At 71.7% G+C, this 21,264-nt stretch carries 21 protein-coding genes; 10 read left to right on the top strand and 11 right to left on the bottom strand.

The features are described 5' to 3' along the window. The first annotated feature begins 144 nt into the window (after positions 1–144). The 3 genes from ACTWLT_RS27190 (at position 145) to ACTWLT_RS27180 (ending at position 2,838) form a co-directional block, all read left to right on the top strand. The gene (locus ACTWLT_RS27190; RefSeq protein ID WP_445320789.1) at positions 145–969 is read left to right on the top strand and encodes an SCO6745 family protein; all 825 of its coding nucleotides are present in this window, start codon (positions 145–147) and stop codon (positions 967–969) included. 32 nt (positions 970–1,001) lie between these two features. Continuing rightward, positions 1,002–1,658: an HAD family hydrolase gene (locus ACTWLT_RS27185; RefSeq protein ID WP_445320775.1), complete on the top strand. Its 657-nt coding sequence runs from the start codon at positions 1,002–1,004 to the stop codon at positions 1,656–1,658. Positions 1,659–1,824: 166 nt separating this feature from the next. After that, a complete protein-coding gene (locus ACTWLT_RS27180) occupies positions 1,825–2,838 on the top strand; it encodes an NADPH:quinone reductase (protein WP_445320774.1) in 1,014 nt (337 codons plus the stop codon). A gap of 189 nt (positions 2,839–3,027) precedes the next feature. On the opposite strand, the gene ACTWLT_RS27175 is transcribed toward ACTWLT_RS27180, so the two are convergent. After that, complete coding sequence (locus tag ACTWLT_RS27175) at positions 3,028–4,662, bottom strand: fatty acid--CoA ligase (protein WP_445320788.1); 1,635 nt, start codon at positions 4,660–4,662, stop codon at positions 3,028–3,030. Between the two features lie 71 nt (positions 4,663–4,733). Between ACTWLT_RS27175 and ACTWLT_RS27170 the strand changes: the two genes are divergently transcribed. Further along, positions 4,734–5,225 (top strand): NUDIX domain-containing protein, encoded by a 492-nt coding sequence (locus ACTWLT_RS27170; RefSeq protein ID WP_252416114.1) that lies wholly within the window; start codon positions 4,734–4,736, stop codon positions 5,223–5,225. Positions 5,226–5,260: 35 nt separating this feature from the next. Here ACTWLT_RS27170 and ACTWLT_RS27165 read toward each other — a convergent pair whose 3' ends face one another. Then, positions 5,261–6,295: an aldo/keto reductase gene (locus tag ACTWLT_RS27165; protein ID WP_445320773.1), complete on the bottom strand. Its 1,035-nt coding sequence runs from the start codon at positions 6,293–6,295 to the stop codon at positions 5,261–5,263. Positions 6,296–6,423: 128 nt separating this feature from the next. Here ACTWLT_RS27165 and ACTWLT_RS27160 point away from each other — a divergent pair, with 128 nt between their 5' ends. After that, positions 6,424–7,056: a TetR/AcrR family transcriptional regulator gene (locus ACTWLT_RS27160; RefSeq protein WP_445320772.1), complete on the top strand. Its 633-nt coding sequence runs from the start codon at positions 6,424–6,426 to the stop codon at positions 7,054–7,056. 21 nt (positions 7,057–7,077) lie between these two features. Here the strand turns inward: ACTWLT_RS27160 and ACTWLT_RS27155 are convergent, their stop codons facing one another. Next, complete coding sequence (locus ACTWLT_RS27155) at positions 7,078–8,187, bottom strand: NAD(P)/FAD-dependent oxidoreductase (protein WP_445320771.1); 1,110 nt, start codon at positions 8,185–8,187, stop codon at positions 7,078–7,080. 148 nt (positions 8,188–8,335) lie between these two features. On the opposite strand from ACTWLT_RS27155, the gene ACTWLT_RS27150 reads away from it, so the two are divergent. Continuing rightward, positions 8,336–9,193: a helix-turn-helix transcriptional regulator gene (locus ACTWLT_RS27150; protein WP_445320770.1), complete on the top strand. Its 858-nt coding sequence runs from the start codon at positions 8,336–8,338 to the stop codon at positions 9,191–9,193. A gap of 45 nt (positions 9,194–9,238) precedes the next feature. Here the strand turns inward: ACTWLT_RS27150 and ACTWLT_RS27145 are convergent, their stop codons facing one another. Together ACTWLT_RS27145 and ACTWLT_RS27140 are read right to left on the bottom strand one after the other, a co-directional pair. Further along, positions 9,239–10,912 carry an MDR family MFS transporter gene (locus ACTWLT_RS27145; RefSeq protein ID WP_445320769.1) on the bottom strand — a complete coding sequence of 558 codons (1,674 nt, stop codon included), beginning with the start codon at positions 10,910–10,912 and terminating at the stop codon, positions 9,239–9,241. A gap of 121 nt (positions 10,913–11,033) precedes the next feature. Then, positions 11,034–11,576: a type 1 glutamine amidotransferase domain-containing protein gene (locus ACTWLT_RS27140; RefSeq protein WP_445320768.1), complete on the bottom strand. Its 543-nt coding sequence runs from the start codon at positions 11,574–11,576 to the stop codon at positions 11,034–11,036. 189 nt (positions 11,577–11,765) lie between these two features. On the opposite strand from ACTWLT_RS27140, the gene rfaE2 reads away from it, so the two are divergent. Together rfaE2 and ACTWLT_RS27130 are read left to right on the top strand one after the other, a co-directional pair. Then, positions 11,766–13,625: a D-glycero-beta-D-manno-heptose 1-phosphate adenylyltransferase gene (gene rfaE2, locus ACTWLT_RS27135; RefSeq protein ID WP_445320767.1), complete on the top strand. Its 1,860-nt coding sequence runs from the start codon at positions 11,766–11,768 to the stop codon at positions 13,623–13,625. Beyond that, the gene (locus ACTWLT_RS27130; RefSeq protein WP_445320766.1) at positions 13,622–14,500 is read left to right on the top strand and encodes a glycosyltransferase family 2 protein; all 879 of its coding nucleotides are present in this window, start codon (positions 13,622–13,624) and stop codon (positions 14,498–14,500) included. Before rfaE2 ends, ACTWLT_RS27130 begins: the two co-directional genes overlap by 4 nt. Positions 14,501–14,522: 22 nt before the next feature. Here the strand turns inward: ACTWLT_RS27130 and ACTWLT_RS27125 are convergent, their stop codons facing one another. From ACTWLT_RS27125 to ACTWLT_RS27115, 3 genes are read right to left on the bottom strand one after another with little or no spacing between them, the layout of a single operon-like run. After that, complete coding sequence (locus tag ACTWLT_RS27125) at positions 14,523–15,644, bottom strand: glycosyltransferase family 9 protein (RefSeq protein ID WP_445320765.1); 1,122 nt, start codon at positions 15,642–15,644, stop codon at positions 14,523–14,525. 9 nt (positions 15,645–15,653) lie between these two features. Beyond that, entirely contained in the window at positions 15,654–16,205 is a 552-nt protein-coding gene (locus tag ACTWLT_RS27120; protein ID WP_445320764.1) for an Hsp20/alpha crystallin family protein, read from the bottom strand. Continuing rightward, a complete protein-coding gene (locus ACTWLT_RS27115; protein ID WP_445320763.1) occupies positions 16,202–16,708 on the bottom strand; it encodes a DUF2231 domain-containing protein in 507 nt (168 codons plus the stop codon). The genes ACTWLT_RS27120 and ACTWLT_RS27115 overlap by 4 nt, the downstream gene beginning before the upstream one ends. A 179-nt stretch (positions 16,709–16,887) precedes the next feature. Between ACTWLT_RS27115 and ACTWLT_RS27110 the strand changes: the two genes are divergently transcribed. Continuing rightward, positions 16,888–17,505, top strand: a complete 618-nt coding sequence (locus tag ACTWLT_RS27110) for a pyridoxamine 5'-phosphate oxidase family protein (RefSeq protein ID WP_445320762.1) — start codon at positions 16,888–16,890, stop codon at positions 17,503–17,505. Positions 17,506–17,521: 16 nt separating this feature from the next. Here ACTWLT_RS27110 and ACTWLT_RS27105 read toward each other — a convergent pair whose 3' ends face one another. Continuing rightward, on the bottom strand, positions 17,522–18,070 hold the full coding sequence (locus ACTWLT_RS27105) for a DUF4240 domain-containing protein (protein WP_445320761.1): 549 nt from the start codon (positions 18,068–18,070) through the stop codon (positions 17,522–17,524). A 31-nt stretch (positions 18,071–18,101) separates the two neighbouring features. Continuing rightward, positions 18,102–18,509 carry a VOC family protein gene (locus tag ACTWLT_RS27100; protein ID WP_445320760.1) on the bottom strand — a complete coding sequence of 136 codons (408 nt, stop codon included), beginning with the start codon at positions 18,507–18,509 and terminating at the stop codon, positions 18,102–18,104. Between the two features lie 301 nt (positions 18,510–18,810). On the opposite strand from ACTWLT_RS27100, the gene ACTWLT_RS27095 reads away from it, so the two are divergent. Further along, entirely contained in the window at positions 18,811–20,016 is a 1,206-nt protein-coding gene (locus tag ACTWLT_RS27095; RefSeq protein ID WP_445320759.1) for a hypothetical protein, read from the top strand. Between the two features lie 7 nt (positions 20,017–20,023). Here the strand turns inward: ACTWLT_RS27095 and ACTWLT_RS27090 are convergent, their stop codons facing one another. Beyond that, positions 20,024–20,953: an endonuclease/exonuclease/phosphatase family protein gene (locus tag ACTWLT_RS27090; protein ID WP_445320758.1), complete on the bottom strand. Its 930-nt coding sequence runs from the start codon at positions 20,951–20,953 to the stop codon at positions 20,024–20,026. Positions 20,954–21,264: the final 311 nt, after the last annotated feature.

The following is a 21,264-nucleotide window of genomic DNA, read 5'->3' as shown; positions in this document are numbered from 1 at the left end:
TTCACATGGGGCTTCCGGCCCGTCACCCACCGGCAGTAGGTTCGGCGTCACCCCGGGCGGTTCGCCGCCCGGGGTGACCATCCGGACGGGGACGCGGAGGTGCACGTGACGGCGCTGGACGAGCCTGGGCGTACGGCCCGGTTGATGTGGACGCACTTCGAGCCGGTGCACGCGGTCACCTACTTCCACCCCCGGGCCCGCGCCGCGTACGAGGCCGTGGGGCTGCGCGGCTACTGGCGGGGCTACTTCGCCGGCCGTGCCGCACCGCTGGGCGCCACCGAGGCGCCCCCGGTGATCGCCGCCTTCTTCAACTTCGCACCGCCGATGGTGAGCCGGGCGCTGCCGGCGGTGTGGCGGCTGGCCACGCCGCAGGAGGCGCTGCGCGCCCGCCTGACCGGTGCCGTGCAGGCCCTGGCGGAGCTGACCTACGAGCTGCCCGAGACGCGCCTCGCGGAGGCCGCCGACCTGCTGGAGCGGGCCGCCTCGGCGGTGCAGGCCGCCGGCCGCGTGCTCGGCGCGGTCAACGCGGCGCTGCCGGTCGGGGAGTACCCGCTGGCCCGGCTCTGGCAGGCCGCGACCACGCTGCGCGAGCACCGGGGCGACGGGCACGTGGCGGCGCTGGTGGCCGCCGGCCTGGACCCGGTCGAGACGCTGGCCTGGCGCGTCGCCGTCGACATGTCGCCGCAGAACCTGCTCGGCCGGGGCTGGTCCGAGGAGCAGTGGCGGGCCGCTCGTGAGCGGCTGGCACAGCGGGGCTGGCTGACCCCCGACGGCGCGGCCACCGACCACGGCCGGGCCGGGTTCCAGGCCGTCGAGGACGCCACCGACCGGGCCGCCGCGCACCCGTGGGAGGCGCTCGGCCGGGACGGCACGGACCGGCTGCGGGAGCTGCTGGAGCCGATCGCCCGGTCCTGCCACACGGTGATCCCGGAGGGCAGCCCGATCGGGCTGCCCGCGCTGCCCGGCTGACCGGAGGGCCACCCGTCGGGCAGGATGGGCCCGTGGTGGATGCGGTGGTCTTCGACCTGGACGGCGTGATCGTGGATTCCGAACCGGTGTGGGAGGAGGTCCGCCGGGCGTACGTGGCGGCGCACGGCGGAACCTGGCAGCCGGACACCCAGCGCCGGCTGATGGGCATGAGCACCGGCGAGTGGGCCCACTACCTCAGTGGCGAGTTGGGCGTGGACCGTACCGCCCGGCAGGTCGCCGACGAGGTGGTCGAGGAGATGACCCGGCGCTACCGGGAACACGTACCGCTGATCGACCACGCCGACCGGGTGGTACGCCGGCTCGCCGGTCGGTGGCCGCTGGGTTTGGCCAGCTCGTCGCCGACCCGGCTGATCGCGGCGGCGCTCGCGGCCACCGGGCTGACCGACGCGTTCGCCACGACCCTGTCGACCGAGGAGACCGAGCGGGGCAAGCCCGCACCGGACGTGTACCTGGCCGTCGCGCGCCACCTGGGCCTCGACCCGGCCCGCTGCGCGGCGGTGGAGGACTCGTCCAACGGCGTGCGGTCGGCGGCCGCAGCGGGGATGCGGGTGGTGGCGGTGCCGCACGGCGCGTACCCGCTGGACCCGGACGCAGCCGGCCTGGCTGCGGTGACGCTGGGCCGGATCGGTGAGCTGACCCCGGAGACGATCGACGCGCTCGCCGGCTGACCCGCCGGGTGCGCGGCGTCACGTCCGTCCGGTCCCTGCCGCCCTGTCCACGGTTATACGGTTTTCGGAGGGCCGGAGGGATCGGCATGACGGGGACTGAGCGGGGTACCGCAGCCGGCGGTGCTCGATCCGGGTGCCGGGCGCCGGACGGGTGAGGAGACCACGGATGAAAGCCATCGTGTACGAGCGCACCGGCGACCCTTCGGTGCTGGAGCTGGTCGACCGGGCGGTGCCGGAGCCGGGCGCGGGCGAGGTCCTGGTCCGGGTGGCGGTGTCGGGGGTGAACCCGACGGACTGGAAGTTTCGCCGATCCTCGCCGCCGCCGGCGGGATGGCAGATCCCCGGGCAGGACGGCGCGGGCGTGGTGGAGGCCGTCGGCGCGGGGGTGGACCCGGATCGGATCGGCGAGCGGGTCTGGATCTGGGAGGCCGCCTGGCAGCGGCCGTGGGGCACCTCGGCGGAGTACACGCTGGTGCCGGTCCGGCAGGCGGTCCGCCTCGGTGACGCCTCGTTCGACCTGGGGGCCAGCCTGGGCATCCCGTTCCTCACCGCGCACCGGTGTCTGACGGCCGGCGAGTTCATGCCGGACTCGCTGCGCCCCGGCGCGCTCGCCGATCACACCGTGCTGGTGCAGGGCGGGGCGGGCGCGGTCGGCAACGCCGCGATCCAGCTCGCCCGGTGGGCCGACGCCACGGTGATCGCCACGGTGAGCAGTGCGGAGAAGGCGCAGCTCGCGGCGGCGGCCGGCGCGTCCTTCGTGATCAACTATCGCGATCAGGACGTGGTCGAGGAGGTCCACAAGATCGCTCCCGACGGTGTGCACACCATCGTCGAGGTCTCCCCGTCCCGGAACGCCGCGACGGACGTGCAGGTGATCCGGAACGCTGGCGCGGTCTGCGTCTACGCCGACGGCGACGGGCCGGAGGTGAGCCTCCCGACCCGACCGTTGATGATGCGCAACGCCCGGTGGCAGTTCGTGCTGGTCTACACGGAGCCGAAGGCGGCCAAGGCACACGCGGTGCGGGACGTTGCCGCGGCGGCCGACCAGGGCGGCATCCGGGTCGGGGCGGACGCCGGCCTACCGCTGCACTACCACCCGCTGGCCGAGACGGCTGCGGCACACCAGGCGGTGGAGAACGCGGCGGTGGGCAAGGTGTTGATCACCACGAGCGACGCCTGATCGGGTCGCCGACCCACGCGATTTCCCCATCATCAGGACAGAGGCGAACAACTTTCGCAACAATGACGGTGCGGGTCGCCCCGCATGTAAAGGGCGGCCCCGGCGCGGTGCGAACGCCGGGGCCGCCCCCCTGGGGAGGAATGTTCAGGAGACTCCTCTGCCCAACAGGCGACGGTGCCCGGAAAAACGTTACGGGGCTGTCAGCTCCCGGACAGTCAGCTCGCCCCCGGCGTACCGCGAACGGACGACCTTCTTGTCGAACTTGCCCACGCTGGTCTTCGGCACCGCGTCGATGAACGCCCACCGCTCGGGCAACTGCCAGCGGGCCACCGAGCCGGCCAGGAAGTCGCGCAGCTCCTCCGCCGTCACTGAGGCACCCTCCCGGACGACCACGGTGGCCAGCGGCCGCTCGTCCCACCGCTCGTCCGGCACACCCACCACGCACGCCTCCAGCACCGCCGGGTGGGCCATCAGCGCGTTCTCCAGCTCCACCGACGAGATCCACTCACCGCCGGACTTGATGACGTCCTTGGCCCGGTCCGTCAGGGTCAGGTACCCGTCCGCCGACAGGGTGCCCACGTCGCCCGTCCGCAGCCAGCCGTCGCGGAACTTCTCCTCGTCGGGGGCGTCGTCGCCCACGTACCGGGCGGTCACCCACGGCCCACGGACCTCCAGCTCACCCACGGCCGTGCCGTCGGCGGGCATCGGCTCGCCCAGCGGGCCGACGATCCTCGCCTGCACCCCCGCCGGCACCCGGCCCTGCGTGTAGCGGTAGCGCCACGCCTCCTCACCGGTCACGCCGGCCGGCGGGCGGGAGACCGAACCCAGCGGGGACATCTCCGTCATGCCCCAGGCGTGGATGACGTCGATCCCGTGCCGCTCGTCGAACGCGTGCATCAGCGCCGGCGGGCAGGCCGAGCCGCCGACGATCACCTCCTTGAGCGAGGAGGTGTCCACGTCGTGGCTGTCCAGGTAGGCCAGCAGGTCCGTCCAGATGGTCGGCACCGCGCCGGCCAGGGTGGGCCGCTCGGCGGCGATCATCTCGGCGATCGGCGCGGCCTGGAGGAACCGGTCCGGCATGATCAGCGACGCGCCGGAGAGGAACGCGGCATACGGCAGACCCCACGACATCGCGTGGAACATCGGCACGATGGCCAGCTCCCGGTCGGTCGGCGCGAGCCCGAAACCCTCCGGCGTGCAGACCTGCAACGAGTGCAGGTAGATCGACCGGTGCGAGTAGGCGACACCCTTCGGGTTGCCGGTCGTGCCGGAGGTGTAGCAGAGCGCCGCCGCGTCCCGCTCGTCCACCTCGGGCCACTCGAACACCTCGGGCCGGTCGGCGAGCAGCGCGTCCCAGTGGTGCACGGCGATCCGGTCGCCGGCCGCCTCCACCAACGGTGCCGGGTCGCCGCCACCGACGACCACCACGTGCCGCACCGTGGTCAGCTCGCCGATCACCCGGGCCAGCAGCGGGATGAGCGTGCTGTCGACCAGCACCACCCGGTCCTCGGCGTGGTTGGCGATGTAGGTGACCTGGTCGGGAAAGAGCCGGATGTTGAGGGTGTGCAGCACCGCGCCCATGCTCGGCACCGCGAAGTAGGCCACCAGGTGCTCGTTGTTGTTCCACATGAAGGTGGCGACCCGTTCGTCGCCGGTCACCCCGCACTCGTCGCGCAGCGCGTGTGCCAGCCGGGCGGCCGACCGCCCCACCTCGGCGTACGTCATCCGGCGGGGTTCCGCGCCGGTCCAGGTCACCACCTCGGCCGTGCCGTGCACGGTGGCGCCGTGGTCGAGGATCCGGGAGATCTGCAGGGGGGCGTCCATCATCGTGCTACGCATGGGTAACAAGCTAGTGTCGGCGGTCACACGTTGGGAACCCCCGTAAATTGTCGCAGGTGAGCATCTCCTGGGCCGACTCGTACGTGGGACAGCTGCGCGCGCTCGCCGGGGACCGGACGCTGATGTTCGTCGGCGCCCGCGCCGTGGTCCGCGACAACGCCGGACGCATCCTGCTGATCCAACGCTCGGACAACGGCCAGTGGGCCATGCCGGCCGGGGCGATGGAGCTGGGTGAGTCGATCGCGGACTGCGCGGTGCGGGAGGTCCGTGAGGAGACCGGGCTGCGGGCGCTCCGGGTCTCCGCGTTCGCCCTCTACACCGGCCCGGACCGGACCAGCACCAACATGTACGGGCACACGTACCAGGTCTTCACCACGGCGTTCCGGGTGGACGAGTGGGACGGGCAGCTCTCCCGGGTCACCGACGAGACCACCGACGCCGGCTTCTTCCCCCCGGACCGGTTGCCGGCCCCGCTCTCCGTCTCGGTCACCGAGACCCTGGCCGACCTGGACGTCTTCGAGCAGACGAACCGGCTGATCCTCAAGTAGGGCGGCCCCGGGGTCACCGACCCCGGGGCCGTGCCTCACTGCGGGTGGCGGATCCCGGCGAAGAACCCCTCCTGGATCCAGTTCGGGTACGCGACCGGCAGCTTGGTGGCCTCGTCCAGCTCGGTGAGGTCCTGCTCGGTCAGCGTGAGGTCCGAGGCGGCGATGTTGTCCACCAACTGCTCGTGCTTGCGCGCACCGACGATCACGCTGGTCACGGCCGGTCGGGACAGCAGCCAGGCGACCGCCACCCGGGCCGGGCTCACCTCGTGCCGCTCGGCGACACCCTTGAGCACGTCGACCACGGCGAAGGCGTGCTCCGGGTCGAACGGGGTGAAGCTGGCGTAACCGGGCTGGGCGCTGCGCGCGCCACTGTCGGCGACGGCACCGTCCCGGCTGACCTTGCCGGAGAGGAAACCACCGGCGAGCGGGCTCCACACGGTCAGCCCGACGCCCTCGTCGAGCGCCATCGGCACCACGTCGCGCTCCACGTCGCGGCCCAGCAGGGAGTAGTACTCCTGCACCGAGACGAAGCCGGCGAGCTTCTCCCGGGCGGAGATGCCCAGCGCCTTGGACATCTGCCAGGCGGCGAAGTTGGCGGCGCCGATGTAGCGGACCTTGCCCTGCCGGACCGCGTCGTCCAGGGCCCGCAGCATCTCCTCCATCGGGGTGACCTGGTCGAAGTTGTGGATCTGGTACAGGTCGATGTGATCGGTGCCCAGCCGGCGCAGGCTGTCCTCCAGGTTCTGCATGATGTGCAGCCGGGAGGTGCCCACGTCGTTCGGGCCGGGGCCGGTCCGCGAGTGCACCTTGGTGGCGAGCACGACGTCGCGGCGCCGCTTGCCGAGCGCCTGGCCGAGCAACTCCTCGCTCTCGCCGTCGCTGTAGCCGTCGGCGGTGTCGATGAAGTTGACCCCCGCGTCCAGCGCGGTGTCCACCATCCGCTGCACGTCGGGCAGCGCCAGCCCGCCGAGGGTCCCCCAGAGCGGGTGCCCGCTGCCACCGAAGGTCATCGCGCCGAGCGAGATCTCCGAGACGTACACCCCGGTGGTGCCCAACAGTCGGTACTTCACGTGTTGCTCTCCTCATGGTGCGGGGGTCGGAGGCCGAGGTCAGGGCTCCGTGGTCACAATGTCGGACACTGTGTCCGGCAATGAGCGTACGTCGCCCGCCCCACCCCCGGCCACCTAGGATTCCGGCTATGCCCTCGATCACCCGCCGCCGCCCCCGCAACCCCGACGGCCGAGCCGCCGTCGAAGCGCGGGTGCTCGCGGCCACCGAGCGGCTGCTGAAGGAGGGGATCCGCTTCACCGACCTCGGCGTGCAGCGCATCGCCGCCGAGGCCGGCGTGGCGCGGTCGACCTTCTACACCCACTTTCGGGACAAGAGCGAGCTGCTCATGCGCCTCGCGGGCACCATGCGGGAGACGTCCTTCGACCGGATCCGCGACTGGGATCCGGGCGCGCCCGGCGACCAACTCGAGGTGCTCAGTGAGGTCTTCGTCGACGTGATCCGCATCTACCGCACATACGCCCCGGTGCTTGCGGCGGTCACCGAGGTCGCCGCGTACGACGAGACGGTCCGGGACTACTGGGCCGCCGGGCTGCAACAGTTCGTGGCGCGCACCGTGGAGGCGCTCCGCGCCGAGCAGGAGGCCGGGCGCACCCCCGCGAGCATCGACGTGGAGACAGCCAGTCGGCTGATCGTGATCGGTGGCGACCGCTTCCTCGCCGATCACGTCAGCGCCACCTCGGCCGACCCCGACACCGACGCGGCGGCCGCCCGAGAGTTGGCCGCGACCTGGTGGTACGGCGTCTACCGCCGCCCCGCCTGACCCCGCGATGATCGCCGGCCTTCAGCCGGCGTTCGGGCCGAACTGTTCGGTGAAGCGGCCGGTGAACAGGTCGGTGCCCTTGTACTCGGAGACCGTCGCGGCAGGGACGACGGCCGGGCCGTCGGGCGTGGGCATCTGGCCGACACCGTGACGCGACCCGAGTGGGACCAGGATCATGGGGTGGGGCATGGGCTGGTAGGTGGCCGTGAGCTGCTCGCCTCGCAGTTGGGCGGTGATGTTCCGCACCACGACCTCGGCGTGCTGCAACGCGTACGCCGCCATCTTGTCCTCGGCGACATCGGTGAGGTCGCCGACCGCGTAGACGTGGCCGAGGATGTGGTCGGGCCCGCGGACGTTGAGAGTCTCGGTGACGGATACCTGCCCGTCCGGAGTGAGCGTGGTCAGCCGGCCGTCGGCGAGGTAGTCGCTGTTGATGCGCACGCCAAAGGCGCGAAACCAGATGTCGGCAGTGATCTCGTCGCCATCGGTGGTGGTGGCCGTGAAGGTCGCGGCCCGATTGGACTCGGTCGCCAACGGCGCGACCAGCCCGGTACCCAGCCGCAACTGGATGCCAAGCTCGTCGAGCTGCCGGTGGAGGTCGTCGCGCATCTCCGACCTGAAGCCGGGCAGCAGTTGATCGGCCGGATCGACGATGGTCACGTGCTTGTCCGGCCACACGTCCTTGATCTCACCGGCCAACTCCAACCCGACCGGCCCGGCGCCGAGGATCAGTACCCGCTCGGCGCTGGCCAGCTCCTTGTTGGTCTGGCGCAGGTCGTCGAGCGCCTCGTCGATGGAGTCGGCGTCGAGCCTGGCCGGGTAGGCGTAACTGGAGCCGGTGGCCAGGACCAAATAGTCTGCCGCGACACGCTCACCTGAGGCCAGGGTGACGCCGCCAGGATCCACCGAGACCACTCGACCGCGGATGACCGTGCCCCGCGTGAGCAACGTGTCGAAGGGAAAGAACATGTTGCCGGCCCAGTCGGGCCGGGTGAGCGCTCGCAGCGATCCCGCAACGTTGACGAACGCGTCCCGAGGATCGATGAGGACGACATCGACCTGCGACTCCAGCGCCTTGGCAACCGCCGTGCCCCCATAACCGCCGCCGACGACCACAACCGTACGACTCATGATTCAGCTCCTGACAACCAGGGATCTACGCTCGACCGCTGTCGAGCGCCTTCCCCAACGGTCGTCAGCTGGCCGGAAGCCAGGGAGGCCGGACTGAGGCTGGTAGTGGCAGGGACACCATCCGAACGGCCTCCGTTGTTACGTTCGGATGGTGAGCGACAACGAGCTCGGGTTGTTCCTGCGCGTCCGCCGTGAAGCGGTGACTCCCGCCGAGGTGGGTCTCCCCACCGGGCCGCGCCGCCGCGCCGCCGGGCTGCGCCGCTCGGAGGTGGCGGCCCTCGCCGACGTGAGCGTGGAGTACGTCACGAGACTCGAACAGGGCCGCGACCGCCGACCGTCCCCGCAGGTGCTCGCCGCGCTCGCCAACGCACTTCGGTTGACCCGCAACGAACGCGTCCACCTGCACCGCCTCACCAAGGCGGCCGATGCCGGCTTCAACTGCCGGGGCCACAGCACGCCGGCGCGCACCGTACGTCCGACCGTTCAGGCCCTTCTCGACCGTCTCGAACCCACGCCGGCGGTGCTGCTCAACCAGCTCAGCGACATCCTCGCCCACACCGCCGGTTACGAACGGCTGGCTGGACCGACCGGGTTGCTGGACGCGACAGAGCCCAACCTCGCCCGGTTCGTCCTCACCGACAGCCGCGCACGCAGCACCTACCCCGACTGGGACCACATCGCCGACGAGCAGGTCGCCGCCCTCAAGCAGGGCCCGTTCCGGGCGTATCCGCCCACGGCCGCCCTGGCGGACGAGCTGACCGTCACCGCCGGGGACGCCTTCACTCATCGCGTCGACACCGTTCCCGGCCTGCCGAAGGCCAGCGGCGTCTTCCGTCTGGCCCATCCCGAGGTGGGGATGCTCCGGCTCGCGTACGAGACCCTCGAACTCCCCGCGGACGACGACCAGCGCCTGATCGTCCACCTTCCTGCCGACGCGGCGACCTCCGACGCGCTCGACCGCCTCAACAGCCGACCCGCGCAGCCGCTACGCCTCGTGGCCGGATGACACCGACCGTCCCGGAGGGGTCCGGGGCGGTCGGTGTCGACGCCGTCAGATCATCGTCTGGGACTTGGCCTCCATGTCGGCGGCCGCCTCATCCTTGGATTCGCGGGTCAGCGGCTTGCCGCCGGGTGCCGGAGCCTCACCGCCGAGCGGGTCGGCACCGCCCTTGGCGCCCTCCGGCCCGGCGCCCCGGAGCTGTTCGTTCGGCAGCGCCACGGTCACCAGCACGGCCAGGATCGCGATCAGTCCGGCGGTCAGGAAGACCATGTCCAGCGCGTCGACGAACGCGTTCTGGATCGCCGCCCGCACCGGCCCGGGCAGGGCCATGATGGTCGCCGGATCGTTGATCGAGATGTTCGTGCCGCCGCTCGCCGCCACCTCTGCCTGCTGCTGCGGTGGAAGCTGGGCGATCGCGCCGGGCAGCCGGTCGGCCAGCCCTCCGGCGAGCCGGGAGGACAGCACCGCGCCGAGGATCGCCACCCCGAACGAACCGCCCAGCGACCGGAAGAAGGTCGCCGACGAGGTGCCCGCGCCCAGGTCGCGCACGGAGACCGCGTTCTGCACCGCGAGGACCAGCGACTGCATGCACAGACCCAGGCCGACGCCGATCACCACCATGAAGCCGAAGGCGATCCAGAGCGAGGTGCCCACCGACAGCTGGGTGAACAGGAACATGCCGACCAGCAGGGTCACCGACCCGGCCACCGGGAACCACTTGTAGCGGCCGATCCGGCTCATCGCCCGCCCCGTGAGGATCGAGGTGACGATGATGCCCGTCATCATCGGCAGCATCAGCAGACCGCTGCGGGTCGGCGAGGCGCCCTTGACGATCTGCAGGTACAGCGGGATGAAGATGATCGACCCGAACATCACCAGACCGAGCACGAAGCCGGCCGAGTTGGCGAGCGCGAAGGTGGCGCTGCGGAACAGCCGCAGCGGCAGGATGGGCTCGGCGACGCGGGCCTCCTGGAGCACGAAGAGGACGGCGAGCACCGCGCCCGCCACGAAGAGACCGATGATCACTCCGGAGCCCCAGGCGTACTCGTTGCCGCCCCAGCTCAGCGCCAGCAGCAGGGAGCTCACCCCGGCGACGAGCAGGCCGGCGCCGAGCCAGTCGATCGCGTGGTTCCGGCGCTCGAACGGGATCAGCCGCATCACGTGGTAGCAGACCACGATGGCGAGGATCGCCAGCGGCACGTTGATGTAGAAGATCCACCGCCAGTCGGTCTCCGCGAAGTAACCACCGACCAGCGGGCCGGCCACCGACGAGATCCCGAAGACGGCTCCGAAGAGCCCCTGGTAGCGGCCCCGCTCCCGCGGTGAGACGACGTCCGAGATGATCGTGAACGCCAGCGTCAACAGACCACCCGCGCCGACGCCCTGGATGCCCCGGGTGACGATCAGCTGGGTCATGTTCTGCGAGAGCCCGGCGAGCAACGACCCGACCAGGAACGTGCCGATCGAGAAGAGGAAGACCGGACGGCGCCCGTACAGGTCGGCCATCTTGCCGTACAGCGGCGTCGACGCGGTCGAGGCCAGCAGGTACGCGGTGACGACCCACGAGTAGTGGTTGATCCCGCCCAGCTCACCGACGATGGTCGGCAGGGCCGTACCGACGATGGTCTGGTCGAGGGCGGCCAGCAGCATGCCGGTCATCAGACCGATCATGAGCAGCCGGATCTGCTGACGGTTCAGCACCGGCGCGGCGGAGGCTTCGGTCATCTCGCCTTCTTTCCCGGCCGACACGGAACATGCGCCGGGTCGGGAAAAACCTCCCACCGCACCCGGCGTTGATCATGAGGTCCAGCGACCCACGACCAAGGCGCCGGGTGTGGAACGGGGATCAGCCGGCGAAGGTCTCGGTGATCCGCTGGCAGAAGGCGGGAAGGTCGTCGGGCTTGCGACTGCTGGTCAGGTTGCCGTCGGTGACGCACTCCTCGTCGACCCAGGTCGCACCGGCGTTGGTCAGGTCGGTGCGCAGGCTCGGCCAGGACGTGATCCGCCGGCCGCGCACCACGTCCGCCTCGATCAGCGTCCACGGACCGTGGCAGATCACCCCGACCGGCTTGCCCGCATCGAAGAACGCCCGCACGAACCCGACCGCATCGTCATCCGTACGCAGGAAATCCGGGTTCGCCACCCCGCCCGGCAACACCAGCGCGTCGTAGCCGCCGGCGTCCGCCTTGTCCGCGGTGACGTCCACGTCGTACGTCCTGGACTGGTCCAGGTGGTTGAAGGACTGGATGGAGCCGGGCTTGAGCGACACCAGCTCGACCGTCGCGCCGGCGTTCTCCACCGCCTCGCGGGGCTGGACGTACTCGACCTCCTCGACGCCGTCTGCGGCCAGGAAGGCGATCCGCTTGCCCTGCAGTGTCGTCGTTGCCATCTCGATGCATCTCCTCTCCGGGTACCCCAATTTCCTTCCCGGGCCCGAACACCCGAAACGCCCCCAGGCGGGCACCGTGGGCGGTTCGGGCACCGCTGCGAGCGGGCGAGCCCGAGAAGCCCGGCGGCCCGCCCTGGGGTCGATCACCGCCAAGGTTTGACCCCGGAGGCACTGGGGACCCCGGGAGGCATGGCAGGAGCAGCAGCGGAACAGCGCCGGCTCGCCACCGTCGTGGAGAGCTGGCTCGGGCGCCCGGTCCTGATCATCGGCGACGCCATGTTGGACGAGTGGCGGTTCGCCGACTCCGACCGGCTGTGCCGTGAGGCACCCGCCCCCGTCCTCACCCTGCGGCGGCGGATCTCCGCCGCCGGTGGGGCCGCCAACACCGCCGTCAACGTCGCCGCCCTCGGCGGTCGGGCCGTGCTGGTGGCGCCGGTGGGCGCGGACGTCGCCGGCGACGAGCTACACGACTGCCTGGACCGCGCCGGAGTGTGGGACCGCACGGTCAACCAGCCCGGCCGGCCCACCCCGGTCAAGCGGCGGATGCTGGCCGGCAACCAGATCCTGCTCCGGGAGGACTCCGGTGACCCGGACGACGCACTCGACCCGGACGGGGTGACCCGGCTGCTCACCGCCCTGGACTGCGCCACCGAGGAGCTGCGCGCCGCCGCCGGCGGGGAGGCGCCGACCCTGGTGGTCTGCGACTACGGCCTGGGCGCGCTGCCCGCGCCGGTCCGCGCGTGGCTGGTCGAGCAGCGGGAGCGGTACGCCACGGTCGCGCTCGACGCCCACGACCTGGCCGACTGGCGGGGCCTCGCGCCGACCGTGGTCACCCCCAGCTTCGCGGAGGCGACCCGACTGCTGGCCCGGGCCGGCGGTGCGACCCGCCCACCCGCCGGCGTCGAACTGCATCTGGAACACCCCGACAGCGACCCGGCTGACGGACCGTCCGAACTGACCGTCGGCACCGCCCCGGGCGGTTCCCACGTGGACGACGTCCCGGCCGCGACCGCCCCGGACCCGACGCGGGCCGACCGCCCCGGGCCCGTCGGGGAACCCACCCGCGGCGAAGGCCGGGTCGCCCTCACCGGCGACGGGCTCAGCGTCACGGGCACCGGCGTGACCGTGAACTCCGAGGCCGGCGAGGGCGTCGACCGCGCTGGGCTGGCCGAGTCACGACTGGCCGAGCTGCGCGCACACACCGGCGCCGACGTGGTCGCCGTGACCCTGGACACCGAGGGCGCCGTGGTCGGCGGCGCCGACGGGGAGCCCCGACGTAGCCACAGCACACCGGTCCCGGCGAGCCACGCCGTGGGCGCCGGCGACGCGTACCTGGCGGCGATGACGCTGGCCCTGGCCGCCGACGCGCCGCTGCCGACCGCCGCCCAGCTCGCCCAACTGGCGGCCACCATCACCGTTTCCGACACCGGCACCTGCGTGTGCCGGCGCGAGGACCTGCTCGCCGTGCTCGACCAGCCGTCGGCGAGCAGCGGGCATCCGGCACTTGTCGGCACCGACGAACTCGACGCGATCGTCGCCGAGCACCGCGACGCCGGGCGGTCGGTGGTGTTCACCAACGGCTGCTTCGACGTGCTGCACCGTGGGCACGTGCGCTACCTGGAGCAGGCCCGCGCCCTGGGCGACCTGCTCATCGTGGCGGTCAACTCCGACGGCAGCGTACGCCGGCTGAAGGGGCCGGACCGCCCGGTGAACCCGGTGGAGGACCGGGGCGCCCTGCTCGCGGCGCTGTCCTGTGTGGACCACGTCGTCGTCTTCGAGGAGGACTCGCCCGCCGCGCTGATCGAGGCCGTCCGGCCAGACGTCTACGTCAAGGGCGGCGACTACCCGCCGGAGCTGGTGCCGGAGGCGCCACTGGTGCGCCGGCTGGGCGGCCAGGTGCGCACCCTCGGGTACGTGCCGGACCGGTCCACCTCGGCCATCATCGAGCGGATCCGGTCGCACAGCCAGGACCGCGAACCCGATGCGGCGCCGCACGGCCAGGACCGGCAGCCGGACCCGTCGCTGCGCACCCGCACCCGAGCGTCGTGAACCGACCCCTCGACCTCGGCACCGCGGTGGCGTTCCGCGACGACCGGCAGGTCGACGTGCTGATCCCGACCCGCAACCGGCCCGCCGAGCTGGCCGTCACCCTGGCCGGGCTCGCCGCGCAGGAGGGGGTGCCCGGTTTCGGGGTGGTGGTGAGCGACCAGTCCGACGGCGATCCGGCGTACGCCCATCCTGCGGCGGCCACCATGGTCCGGGCGTTGCGCCACCGGGGTCACCCGGTGCTGCTGACCCGCCGGCTGCCCCGGCGCGGGCTGGCCGAGCACCGGGCGTACCTGCTCGCCGCCTCGGCGGCCCGGTACGTGCTCACCCTCGACGACGACGTCTGGCTGGAGCCGGGGGCGCTACACCGGCTGGTCACGGCGCTCGGGGAGCTGGGCTGTGGTTTCGTCGGCAACGCCGTGCACGGTCTCTCGTACACCGACGACGTGCGACCGGAGACGCACGGGCACTACGAGGAGTGGATCGGCACACCGACACCGGAGCGGATCCAGCCGGACACCCCGCAGTGGCACCGGGCCCAGATCCACTCGGCGGCCAACCTGCTGCACGTCACCGAGCAGTTGGCGCTGCCGCCCGGCGCGTGGAGGGCGTACAAGATCTCCTGGATCGGCGGATGCGTGCTCTACGACCGGGCCAAGCTCGTCGACTCCGGCGGCTTCGACTTCTGGCGCCGGTTGCCGGAGAAGCACCAGGGCGAGGACGTCGCCGCCCAACTCGCGGTGCTGGCCCGGTACGGCGGCGCCGGCATCCTGCCCAGCGGCGCCTACCACCTGGAATCCCCCACCACCGTCACCGAACGGGACGTCGAGGCGTGGGAGGTCGTGCTCGCCGACGAGGACAGCCCGCAGCCGGCCTGAACCACCGGCGGGTCGGTGCGGGTCAGGGCGCTCCGGGCTCCGGGTTGAGCAACTCCCTGGCGGCCTCCAGCACCTCGGCCACCGGCACGTCCGTCACGAAGGAATCCCGGTGCGGGCACTCGCCGTCACCCGGCCGGTGCGGGTAGATGCCGGGCGTGCAGTCCACCCCGCAGACCGGGCAGTGCACCATCCACGAGCTGATCGGCCGGTGCCGGCCGCGCAGCGGATTGCCCGTGTTGATGAGGTTGCCGACCCAGTAGACGCCGACCGTCGAGACGCCCACCGCGGCGGCCAGGTGCAGGGGGCCGGTGTCGTTGGAGACGACCAGCGCGCAGTCGGCGTAGCAGCCGGCCAAGCCGCCGAGGCTGAGCGTGCCCACCTGAGGCAGGACCGGCACCCCCGCCGCCGCGACCACCCGGTCCACCACCTCCCGCTCGGCGGGAGTACCGGTCACCAGCACCTCGTACCCGTCCCGGTGCAGCTCACGGGCCACCTCGGCGAAGCGCTCGGCGGGCCAGCGGCGGCGCGTGTCGGTGGCGCCAGGATGCAGCGCCACCCGAGGCCGGCCCGCCGGGCCGAGCACCTGCGCCGCTTCGGCCCGGTCGGCGTCGGTGACCGTCAGCGCCGGCACGATGGTGGTCGCGGGCGCGCCCACCAGGGCCACCACCTCCAGGAAGCGGATCACCTCGTGCTGGTAGTAGACGTAGCGGATCCACCGGTCCAGCGGCGGCGCGTCCTCGCTTCGCAGCCCCACCGTGACCCGGGCGCCGAGGCGGCTGATCAGCGGGTTGGAGTTGGCGCCGCCGCCGTGGATCTGCACCGCCAGGTCGAATCCCTCGCCGGCTGCCGCAGCCAGGAAGTCGTCCATCGACGACTCCGGCTCACCCGGTTCCGGCTCGCGGATGCCCGGTCCCGGCGGCACCACCAGGACCCGGTCCACCGGGCCGGGCCGGTCGCGCCAGAGCTTCGCGTGCCACGGCGCTCCGAGCAGCACGATCTCCGCCCCGGGGTACGCGGCGCGCAGCGCCTCCAGCGCCGGTAGGGCGAAGATGAAGTCCCCCAGCGCGTTGGCGCGCAGCACGGCGATCCGTCGCACGTCGGGTACGCGCCCGGCCGTGGGGCCGAGCAGGGGCGAGGTGACCACGCGGTTCCGCTACGGTCGGTCGATCTCACCGGCGGTGTCCGGGCGGTGCAGCTCCCGGTCCGCCGCGGGATCGGCCGGCATCGGCGTACCACCGGAGACGCCGGTGGAGCGCGGCCCGGTGCGGCCGACGGTGATGGTGCGTGGCGTGGGTCGCGCCGCCCGGGGCAGCCGGACCCGGAGCAGGCCGTGGTCCATCACCGCGTCGATACCCTCGGGGTCGACGCGGGAGGGCAGGTCGACGCGGTACTCGAAGCCGCGGGTCTCGAAGCCGCCCGGGATGCCCTGGTCGGCGTTGACCTCCGCCTCGGATCGGGCCCGTACGCACAACTCCCGGTCGTCCAGCTCGACCGCCACCTCTTCCGGCGCCACCCCGGGCAGCCGGACGACGACCTCCCAGCCGTCCGAGGTCTCGGTCAACTCGACGTCGGACGTGCCGGCCCGGCCGCCGACCAGCCGGCTCAGCTCGGCGCGCAGCGACTGCAACTCGCCCATCGGGTCCCAGCCCTGCTGCCGGCCGCGCCAACCCCGGCCGAAACCGCCGGGCTGCTGCTGCTCGCTCATCGCGCCTCTCCGATCCGGTGGGTGGCCGCGGGCGGCCGCAGTGAGCTGGGCGCGTCCAGACCGGCCTCGCGGTCGACGCCCACGCCGAGCCGATCGACCAGCTCGCCGCCGAGCCAGGCGCTGATGCCGAGGATGGCCACCGCGACCACCTCGATGGCGATCAGCGCGCCACCGGCGGCCCGGGAGTCCGCGTTGAGCCGGACCGCCCAGACGGCGGCGAAGAGCAGGATCACGGCGACGTTGGCGCCGGCGTGCAGCAGACCCACCCGCTTGGCGCGGGTGCCGGTCGGGATCGCCAGCAGGTCGAACGAGCCGGCCACCGCGGCGAGCAGACCGCCGATCAGGCCGACGGTGATGTTCCAGTACGCGACCTCGCCGAGGAAGTCGGGCCCGCCGACGGTATCGATCACGTCGAACAGCGCCGCGGTGACCAGCAGCGCGACCGGGAACATGACCAGCATCGGATGGACTGGGTGACCCAGTACCTTGAGTCGGCTCTCCATTACCCGGCCTCCACTGGTCGGCGTTTCGCGTGACGGGGTCCTGCGGCGGCGCGCGGTGAGGCCGTACCCCCGACAACCAGGCGCAAACCTCGCGCTGGTCCCAGGGGCCTAGGCTGGCGGGCGAGGCCGTCGGACGGTGGCACCTGCCACCCCGGTTCAACGGCCGCGGGAGGGAACACGTGACGGTGGAGATCACCTCGCACGAGGAACTGCGCGATCTGCTCGGCGTGCCCAGCGCGCGGGCCGTCGACAAGGAACGCGTCCGCCTGCACGAACGGGACCGCGAGTGGCTCGCCGCCGCGCCGTTCTGCCTGGTGGCGACGGCCGGCGCCGACGGCACCTGCGACGTCTCACCCAAGGGCGACCCGGCCGGGTTCACCCTGGTGCTGGACGACACGACCATCGCGCTGCCCGAGCGGCCGGGCAACAGGCGGGCCGACGGCTACCGCAACATCCTGGACAACCCGCACGTCGGGCTGCTCTTCATGATCCCGGGGCGGACCGACACGCTGCGGATCAACGGCCGGGCCCGACTGGTACGCGACGCACCCTGGTTCGACGACATGGTGGTCAAGGGGCACCGGCCCGTGCTCGCGGTGGTGGTGGAGATCGAGCAGATCTTCTACCACTGCGCCAAGGCGTTCCTGCGGTCCGCGCTGTGGCAACCGGAGACCTGGCAGCCGGAGGTGCTGCCGTCCCGCGCCCGCCTGGTCAAGGAGGTCGAGGCGCCGACGGAGAACCTGGAGGACCTGGAACGGCACTACGGCCCGGAGTACGCCAAGAACATCTACGTCTGACCCCGCCGGCTCGCGGTCAGCTCGACCAGCCGGCGGGGTTGCCGAACGACTCCCGGGAGATGCCGGAGCCGGTGTCCGGCCAGGCACCGAACCGGTCGTTGTGCAGGTGGGCGAAGAAGTAGCAGAACTGCTCACAGTCGGCGTCGAGCAGGGCGAGGGCCGGGTTGGCTCGGACCGCCTCGTAGTACTCCCGGCCGAGCGCGACGATGAAGCCCCGGCAGTAGAGGAAGCCGTCGTCCGAGCCGTCGGTCACCTCGTGGATGTCCTCCCGGTCGATGTCGTGCAGTTTGCGCTCCACCACCCGGTCCAGGTCGGTCAACTCCTGCGCGGACAGCTCGGCGCTGAGCTGCCCCAGGCGCTCCAGGAACGGGTCCAACCAGGCGTCGATCGCGCGAATCTCGCCGTCGTCATCCTCGCCCGCGTCGGGGTCACGCTCCAGGAGGGCCCGGCGCAGCGCCAGGGCCTCCGCGCCGAGCCCGGCCCACGCCGACTCGACGAGCTCCCACAGCCGGGCCTCCTCGGCGGGGGTCGGCAGCGTACCGGTGGCATCCATGATCACGGTCACGACCGGACCGTAACCGCCCCCACCGACGGTTTCAGGACGCCGGTTCGACGCTCACCATCCACAGGTGACCGTCCGGGTCCGCGAAGGTGCCGGCGTACCCCCAGGGTTGCGCCTCCGGCTCGGTGACCACCTCGGCACCGGCGGCACGCGCCCGCTCGACGATCGCGTCCGCGTCGGCGGGTGCGGTGACGCCGAGGCTGAGCAGGCACTCACTCTGGCCCCGCGCGGCGACCTCGTGCCCGCCGACCACCCAGCCGAAACCGCCGGCCGGAATGAGCATCAGCCGCAGCCCGTCGTTGACCACGAACTGCAACGGCTCCGGGATGCCGTCGTCGGCCAACTCCCCCACCGCCTCCAGACCGAGCGCATCACGGTAGAAGCGATGCGAGGTGGCACGGTCGGCGATGGGAAGACTGACGATCACGGGCGCGAAGGTCATGGCGGGACGCCTCCAGAGTGTCGGATGGGCAGGTTCACCAGGATGGACCGCCCGGACCGCGGAATCCATCGGACCCGCGTGCGGATCGCGCCGCACCGCTGACTCGATGACGGTCAGCCGGTTGCTGGATACCACCCCTCGCGTACGGCTGCTTGACTCGGCGCACAGGGTCACACCCCCTGACGGAGCGAGCCGAAGGGACGCGATGTCACCACAACCGGATCCAGACGCTCGGGAGAAGCGGCGGCTTTGGTTACTGGCGGCTCGGCTCAGGCACTGGTGGGGTCTGCAGGTCACGGGCATGCGTGGACGGCTGACGTACTACGGTGCGCTGGCCGGATTACTGCTGGGCGTCGTGGGGACGGTTGCCGGCGCGGCCAGTTGGAGTTGGGCATATCTGGCCGGGTTGCTCGGCTTCGCGCTCTCCCTTGCGCTGTTTCTTCCCGAATGGGTGAAGCTGCGGCGTCCAGAAATCGCACTCGTCCCGGGAAACCCTCCGCCACGCAACCCGGGCGGGATAACGGACGGGACCGTCGTTCGGCTGCCGGGCGCCAACGAGATCGCCGTCGCCTGGGATGATCTGGATGTCGCGCTGATGCGCTCGGCCGCCACCTACGGATTCACGCCCGTCAGGCGGCGGCTTCCCCGACGGGTGGGGCGGTTCGCGTACGCCATCCTCATTGCCATCTCAAGTTCGAAGCACATATACAACGGCAAGCTCGTCCGACAGGACGAGGACCTGACCCTCGACATAGTGGTCAACGGCGGAAGCCTCAGCCTCAGCCTGACCGACTACTTCAGCACGGTGTGCTCGAACTACCTGACCGGGCGGCGAGTCATCGACCGGAGGACCGGAGCGACCCTCGTCGAAGGAACCGACCTGTTCATTCGGGACGGTGACCTCCTGCCGCTGGACGAGAACAACCAAGCCAACGTCATCGGGGTGTCGACCCTCGCCCTGACCACCGACGGCAAGCTGGTGCTGACGACGCAGGGCTCGCAGACCCCCTCGTCCGCCGGCCTCTCCGCACCCGGAGGCTCGGGATCGGTGGACCTGAACGACATCCGGGGACCCGGATCCAAGGGCCAGTCATTGGTCCATTTCATCGCCTGTGCGATGCAGCGGGAGCTCGTCGAAGAGGCGAGTGTCTCGTACCGCGAGATCGAATGGACCGAGGTGCTCGGTTACTTCCGTTGGCTGAACATGGGCGGAAAGCCGGAGTACGTCGGCGTCACGAAACTCACGCTCAGTTCGGACGAGCTGATCGGGCGTGACGTCCGCGTTGTCGAGACGCCCTTCGTTCAAAGGATCGTGTTCGACTGCACACTCGACCTGGCACACCTACGGAGCGACCCGGAGAGCCTTCACGCTCTGGGGCGCGCGTTCCGTCAGAACGTGTCGATGCCACTGTTCATGAGCTTGAGAGCACTCGGTATGGCACTTCGCCGTGACGACGCCCTGATGCAGAAGCTGACCGCACCGACCGAGTCACGCGAACACCTTTGACGGGGGGTCAGGGCGTGGGATGCGGAACGCCCTCTTCGGACCCCGGACGCGTCTCCGCCCAGGTACCGGGCGGGTGCGGCGGAAGGCGCAGGTCCGCGAGCACTCCGAAGTGGTCACTCGCCCACACACCGCCGACCGGATCGGCGAACACCCGCCGGCAGTCCACGACGTCGAGGGTCGGCCCGTGCGGACCGCACCGGACCAGGGCGTAGTCGATCCGCCGCCCCCGATCCAACGGCATGAGCCCTGCCCGGATCAGCGGATTGCCCGGCGAGAAGGTGTGGCCCGGCGCCGCACCACGAACCGCCGTCCAGCAGTCCTGATAGCAGACGCTGACGCCCGCGAGCGACTGCCGACCGGTCCAGAACCGGACGCTCGCGGCGTCGGGCGCCGCGTCGAAGTCACCCAGCATCACCACGTGCGGCTCGGTGTCCGGACCATCCGGGTCGAGCGCACCGGTCCGCCGCTCGGCGACGATCTCCTCGATGTACCGGGCCGTCCGCACCGCCTGCAGTTCCCGCTCGTACTCGGCGTCGTACTGCCAGGTCGGCTTGTGGTGCGCGACGAGTACCGGTCCGAGCGGCGGCGGCACCGCGACCTCCACCACGACGGCGGCACTCCACGGCAGCGCCGCGGTGCGTGGGGTGACATGCAGGTCGACGACCCCGACGGTACGCATCGGCCACCGGCTGCCGAGGACGGCTCCGACCCCGTCCTCCGACCGCCCGGGATGCGGTACGAGGTGATAGTCCGGCCCCAGCAGGCCACCGGCCTCGTCCATGTCCCCGCCGCCGGCCACCTCCTGTAGGGCCACCACGTCCGGCCGCAGCTCGCGCAGCCCGTCGACGAGCACCGCCCGACGGCGCGGCCAGTCGGCGAAGAACGGCGCAAGGGCGTTCAGGGTGAGCACCCGCAGGGTCGCCGACTTCTCGGACATCCCGTCATCCTGTGCCCGATGCCCCGCCTCGGCAACCGGAGGCGGAAAGCCACGACCTGGCACAGGGTCTCCCACGATGCGCGCATGCGGCGAAGACGATATCGCGGGGACACCGCGGTGCCTGAAGGGTCATGCACCGTGCAGTCGGCGTTCGGGTGAATGCCTAATACGTCGGAGCTGCTCCGTCGGCAGGCTAGGCCGGGAAGACGGCGCCGTGGGCACCAAGGTACGGGGCAGGTTTCATCTGGCCGCCCAGTGCGGCAGCTGCGGCACGAGCAGCAGCCAGCTCGACGTCGCCGTCGCAGGTGTCG

The organism is Micromonospora yongxingensis, from assembly GCF_052601155.1.
This window is presented reverse-complemented; position numbering and strand designations above follow the sequence as displayed.